Annotated in this window: 5 protein-coding genes; 1 reads left to right on the top strand and 4 read right to left on the bottom strand. The window is 71.4% G+C overall.

Annotation, left to right across the window (positions count from 1 at the left end):
• Nucleotides 1–252: 252 nt before the first annotated feature.
• From G5C60_RS49270 to G5C60_RS49260, 3 genes are all read right to left on the bottom strand, one after another.
• A complete protein-coding gene (locus tag G5C60_RS49270; protein WP_165270605.1) occupies nt 253–1629 on the bottom strand; it encodes an XRE family transcriptional regulator in 1377 nt (458 codons plus the stop codon).
• A 580-nt stretch (nt 1630–2209) separates the two neighbouring features.
• Nucleotides 2210–2956, bottom strand: coding sequence for a helix-turn-helix domain-containing protein (locus tag G5C60_RS49265; protein WP_338146146.1), 747 nt, complete (start codon nt 2954–2956; stop codon nt 2210–2212).
• Complete coding sequence (locus tag G5C60_RS49260) at nt 2953–3960, bottom strand: peptidoglycan-binding protein (protein ID WP_165270603.1); 1008 nt, start codon at nt 3958–3960, stop codon at nt 2953–2955. The genes G5C60_RS49265 and G5C60_RS49260 overlap by 4 nt, the downstream gene beginning before the upstream one ends.
• Nucleotides 3961–4263: 303 nt before the next feature.
• On the opposite strand from G5C60_RS49260, the gene G5C60_RS49255 reads away from it, so the two are divergent.
• The gene (locus G5C60_RS49255) at nt 4264–4626 is read left to right on the top strand and encodes a hypothetical protein (RefSeq protein WP_165270601.1); all 363 of its coding nucleotides are present in this window, start codon (nt 4264–4266) and stop codon (nt 4624–4626) included.
• Nucleotides 4627–4727: 101 nt separating this feature from the next.
• On the opposite strand, the gene G5C60_RS49250 is transcribed toward G5C60_RS49255, so the two are convergent.
• Nucleotides 4728–5276, bottom strand: coding sequence for a DUF3017 domain-containing protein (locus G5C60_RS49250; RefSeq protein WP_165270607.1), 549 nt, complete (start codon nt 5274–5276; stop codon nt 4728–4730).
• Between the last annotated feature and the right edge of the window lie 150 nt (nt 5277–5426).

Here is a 5426-nt window from a genome sequence, read left to right as displayed (position 1 = left end):
GGTGGGGGTGCCGGGGCCCGGGAGGGGGTGCTCATTCCTCCCGGGCGGCGCCGGACTCCCGTGGGGGTACGGTTCGCCTGCCCCGGAGTACGACGAGCATTCCTGTCGTACGGGAATTGGTCCGTCCGGTGCTGTTCCGCGCCCTGAAGGGACGCGGGAACTGCGCCCCTTCAGGGGCGCGGGGAACTGCGCGACCAGCCACAACGGACCCGCAGCCAACCCAACACCCTACGAACCGACGGCCCCTACCGCTCAACCGGCGGAGCCAGTGGTGCAGCCCTCCTGGCCCGCCTCCAGCGTGGCGCAAGCCTTCGCGTCGCCGGCGTCCTTCACGGCCACCATCGGCGTGTACGCGTCGGTGTCCGTCTCCACCGTGCCGGTCTGCTCGGCCGCGTCGGCCGCGGAGATCTGGACCTCGTCGCCCACCGCGGCCTGCGTGATGCGCGCCCAGGCGGCCCCGCAGGTCTCGCTGTAGCGGACCTCGATGAGGGCCGTGCCGACGGTGACGCTGTCGGTGGTCGTCGCCAACTCGCCGCCGCAGCCCATGTTCTCCGGGTCCTGGCCCGTGCAGTCCTTGCCGCTGCACTCGACACCGGCCGGCAGGTCCTTGCTGACGGACGGGGTCGGGGTCGGCTTGGCCTCTTCGCCGCTCGCGCTGCCCCCGCCGGAGTCGGTGAGGAACAGTGCGGCCGCGATCACCACACCCGCGCCGACGACACCCGCGAGGAACATCCTGAGCCGCCGCTTCCGCCGCTGGCCGTCGGGCGAACCGCCGGAGCGCGGCCGGGAGCCCTCCGGGGGGCCCCCGGCAGGACCGGACGGGCCGGCCGGCGCGGAGAACCCGGACTGCCCGGACTGCCCGGACTGTCCCGGCGGGCCGAACTGACCGGGCCGCCCCGACAGTCCCGCCGCCCCGGAGAGGCCGGCAGCCCCGGCAGCACCGGAAGCCCCTGGAGGCGTGGCAACGACGCCCCAGCTGCCGCCACGAGCGCCCGACGAGCCCCCGGAGCCGGACGCGCCGGACGAAGCGCCCGAAGCACCGGCCGAGGAACCCGAGGAACCTGAGGAAGAGGAACCCGAAGAACCTGACGAGCCCTGAGAACCCTTCTGAGGGAGCCCGCCCCGACCGAGGAACGACGTCGGCGAATCAGCCGGCTCAGGGGTCCGCGGCGGCACCGTGGGCGCCACCCCGGCGGGCCCGGCGACCCCGGGCTTGGGCGCGGCCGTCGCGCCGCCCTTGCTCGCGTGCCTGCTGCTCCGGCCGCTCCCCTTGGCCGGTGCGGGCCCTCCGAACTCCCCCAGCGCGGCACGCGCCTGGGAGATCCGGATCGCCTCCATGGTCATGTCGTGGCGCATCTCCGAGCGGCTCCACGCCCGCTCGGCCAGCTCCCACATCGTGGTCAGATGGACCGGATTGGTTCCGGTCACCTCGGCCAGCGCCACGATCGCGCCCTTGGGCGCGAGCAGCCGGCCGTTCAGATACCGCTCCCAGGACGTCTTGCTGTAACCGGTGCGGTCGGCCACGGCAGCGATGCTCAGCCCACTGCGGTCGACAAGTCGACGCAGCTGACTGGCGAACTCCCTGACCTGCGGATCGAGTTCATCCGGCAAGGCCCTCCAACGAGGCATTGCTCCCCCTCTTCCCCCGAACGTGCTTGCTGTTCCCCGCGTGTGACGCCCTCTGTCGAGTCCCCGTTCTGGCTACCCACAGGGATGCTCGTAGCCAGGATCTCAGTTCCCCGGACAGGGGCGCACAGGAGCATTTCGAGCCGTGGGCATGCACCGTTGCACGCCCGCTGTTCTGCGGTCCAGTGTTCCACCGATATCCCGTGCGACCGGTCAGACCCCCTGGTCAGCGCACGAGACGTCCCGGACTGTCCCGATTGCCCACGTTATCTCTGACGTGGAACGTGATCGGATCAAATCCTCGAACTTGTCAATACATCGACACAACGGGCACACATAGACGACATCTCCTGTCACCAATGTCACTTGAATCATCAGGGGAATCACATACCTACTGGCGGGTCAGGTACAGATCGTTACGGGACGCGTGGCACGACAAGTACGAGGTACCGGAACTGTCACCTCCGTGCCACAGGGAACTGACAGGTGTTGAACCGCCGTTGGCACGCCCACGACTCTTGACCCAAGGCGGCGCCCGTCCTCGCTCGGGGGAGTGGACGGGCGTCGCTCCAGTACCCCGGAGTCAGGCCTTGATGCAGACGCGGTCCCCCTTGGCGGGAATCAGGCAGACGCGGGTCCCGGCCGGGTCGTCCGCCGCCGTCATCGGTGTCGCGAGGTAGCCGACGGCATCGGCCTCTTCGACCGCCCGTACTTCTTTGGGGCGGGACCCTGGCCGGGTCAGCTCGACCCGGTCCCCGACCCGCAGCCGGGTCGCGCGCGCCCACACGGCATGGCACTCCTTGCCGTGACGCAGCTCGACGCGCTGCCCGTCGGCGAAGGTGCGCTGGGCGGCCGAGGTCACCATGGACTCACCGCCGCAGCCCATGTCGACGGGGTTCTGGCCTTCGCAGTCGGGGCCCGTGCAGCCGGGGCCGTACGCCGGCTCGGGCACCGCGCTGTCCGCCGACTCGTCAGGCAGCAGGAGGACCGCGGCGCACACGCCGGCCGCGATCACCGCAGCCGTGACGAACGCGAGCCGGCGCGTATGGCCGCCGTGCCGCACGCCCACCGGCTCTGCCGCACGCTTCCCCCGCCCGCTCCACTCCGCGTCGGCCAGCTCCCACAGCGCGAGCAGCCGTTCGGGCCGCTCCCCCGCGACCCGGCACAGCGCCACGACGGCGTCGTACGGCACGGGCTTCTCGCCGTTGAGATAGCGGGCCCAGGAGGACTTGCTGTAGGGGGTGCGTCCGGCGAGCTCCTTCAGGCTCAGGCCCGCCGATTCCCGTAACTGCCGCAGCCCCGAGGTCAGTTGGCGTACTTCGGGAGTCACTTGCGCAGCTCCCGCCAGGTGTCGGGGCCGACGATGCCGTCCACGGCGATCCCGCGCTTCTCCTGGAACGCCAAGGCCGCGCTTTTGGTCTTCTCGCCGTAGACCCCGTCGGTGTCGCCCGGGTCGAAACCGTGCCGGGCCAGCAGGCACTGTGCCTCGACGACGTCCCAGCCGATGCTGTTGATGTCGAGCAGCGCCTTCTCGGAGGCGCTGTGACCCGCGTACAGACCACCGTCCTTGCGAGAGATGTCACAGTCGTACGTCTGCCCGCGCCGGTAGTTGTCGGCGGCGACCGCAGCCTGCTGCCCGCCGGAGTCGTCCCGGGAGTCGTCCTGCCAGGACAGGCCGGTGATCATGCCGGCGCCGAACGCGACGAGCAGCGCGGCGGCGGCGCCGAGGACGAAGCGGTGGCGTGGCCGTGTGGCGGACATCTCGCTCCGGCGAAGCCCGGGAGACCCGGGAGACCCGGGTAGCGGGCGCACCGCGACGGTCGCGGCGCTCAGCAGGCGCCCTCGCCGCGCACCTGGGCCGGTACGCGTACCGACGCCCGCTCGGGTGCCTGCAGCCGCGCCGGTGCCCGCGGCCGCTGCGGTGCTCGCAGCCGCGCCGGGCCGGAAGCCGCGACCGCGGCCCGGTTCGTCGGCCGTGGTCCGTGAGGTCAGCGTGGTCCGCTTGGTCCGCTTGGTCCGCGAGGCGGCCGACGCCTCCTCGGACTCCGCTCCGGAAGCCTCCGAAGCCTCGCCGCGGGCTCCTTCCGCGACCTCGTGCAGCACGAGCAGCCGTGTCGGGTCCGTGCCGCACACCCGCGCCAGTTCCGTCACGGCCCCGCGGGGAACCGGCTTCTTGCCGTTGAGCCAGCGCTCCCACGACGAGGAGCTGTACGTGGTCTTCGCCGCGAGAGCGGCCAGGCTCAGTCCGCTGCGGTCCTTCAACCGCCGCAGCTGGACGACGAGTTGCCTCTCCCGCTGGTCGAGCGAGTCGGACAGTTCCTTCCAGCGCGCCATGTCGCCACCCCCCGTGATCGTTTGGCGCGTATGCATATGAAGTTCCGTCAGATGACGACGTGCGCACAAGGGTGGTGCGGTTGCGTCCCGAGAAGGGACGTTACCCAACCGGAACGACGTCCCCCGTCCCAGCACGTTGTCATCAGCCACGGCATCCCAGCAGGTCAGAGCGTGGGACGTCCCACCTACCCCCGGAAACCCCGCCGACTCTGGCGGTTGACATGGCCGGGACGGCACGGTCGGTGGCGCAACAGATACACCGACCGCTCCAACGAAACTCCAGCCAACGGGGAGAGCTCACTCATGATCACTCGCAAGCGGATCGCTCTGGTCGCGGCCACCGCCGCCCTCGGCGGGGGCCTGGCCTTCGGGCCGTCGGTCACCGCCACGGCCCAGCCTGCCGACTCCTGCACGAACAACTGGTCCATCAGCAGTGGGCAGGGCTATGCAAACGGAAAGTGGTGCAACTACGACACCAAGGCCACGGGAACGGTGCACGACACCAAGTCCGACGGCCGTTGCCCGTACGTGCGCGGCAACCTGGTCGGCGGCGGCTACGTCGACAGCGACTGGGCAGGGCCGAAGGGCGACTCCTCGCCGGTCCGGCTCTCTGCGCCGAGCGGCAAGAGGTTCGCCGGCATCACGATGCGCTACATCAACTGCTGAGGCCCGCGCACCACAGGCGGCCCGAGCCACCGTGAGGGAAACGCGGAGGCCCGCACTCCAACTCGGGGGAGAGTGCGGGCCTCCGCCACGCGCGCGCGTGCTCAGCGGATCGTGAAGTGCAGCGTGTCGTCCAGGAACGGGATCTCCAGCCATGGTCTGGGCTGGGCCATCATCGAGAGCAGCACTATGGTCACGCCCAGGGTGCTGTAGGTGACGAGGTCCGTGAAGCGGGAGCGGACGGCGAGCATGCCCACGCCGGGCAGCATCCAGCGCAGTACGCCGCCTGCGAGCAGCCCGAGTCCGATCAGCAGCGTGCCGTACCGGAAGACGCCGAACGCGGTGAGCAGCAGCCCGAGTCCGACGGCCGACACCACCGTGAGCATCGGCCACTGCCGCGCCGGCGCGGGCGCGTCCCCGGACGCGGCGCGCCCCCCGCCCTCGGGCCGCGCGGTGTCCCTCGTGACCCGCGGAAACCGCCGGGTGGTCCGCTGCGGCTGCCCATCGGGACCAGTCGTACTCACGGCGTCCCGCGTGACGATCTCTCCGTCCGGCCCCCGATCGCCTGACGACTCGGCCACGGCACGCGACTCCGCACCCCGCGCCTGCAGGGCGTGCGACTGCCCGTGCCGCGACTGGTCGGCGGCGGCCATGTCCTCGGCACGCACTTCGCCATTCCGCGCCCGGTCGACGGCGGCCGACTGCACGGCCGGTGATTCACCGTCCCGCGCCCGGCCGCCGGATGGCTCCTCAACCCTCGCGGAAGCGGCCGGCGGCGCCTCGCCCTGCGCCCCCGCACCCCG

The organism is Streptomyces scabichelini, from assembly GCF_011045015.1.
Lineage (GTDB): Bacteria > Actinomycetota > Actinomycetes > Streptomycetales > Streptomycetaceae > Streptomyces > Streptomyces scabichelini.
Note: the sequence above shows the minus strand (reverse complement) of the source record. Positions and strands in the feature narration are given on the sequence as shown.

Bases quoted from the DNA above. Each gene is read 5' to 3' on its own strand.
- G5C60_RS49260 (WP_165270603.1), bottom strand. From the start codon at position 3,960: ATGGCGCGCTGGAAGGAACTGTCCGACTCGCTCGACCAGCGGGAGAGG.
- G5C60_RS49250 (WP_165270607.1), bottom strand. From the start codon at position 5,276: ATGGCCGCCGCCGACCAGTCGCGGCACGGGCAGTCGCACGCCCTGCAG.
- G5C60_RS49255 (WP_165270601.1), top strand. From the start codon at position 4,264: ATGATCACTCGCAAGCGGATCGCTCTGGTCGCGGCCACCGCCGCCCTC.
- G5C60_RS49270 (WP_165270605.1), bottom strand. From the start codon at position 1,629: ATGCCTCGTTGGAGGGCCTTGCCGGATGAACTCGATCCGCAGGTCAGG.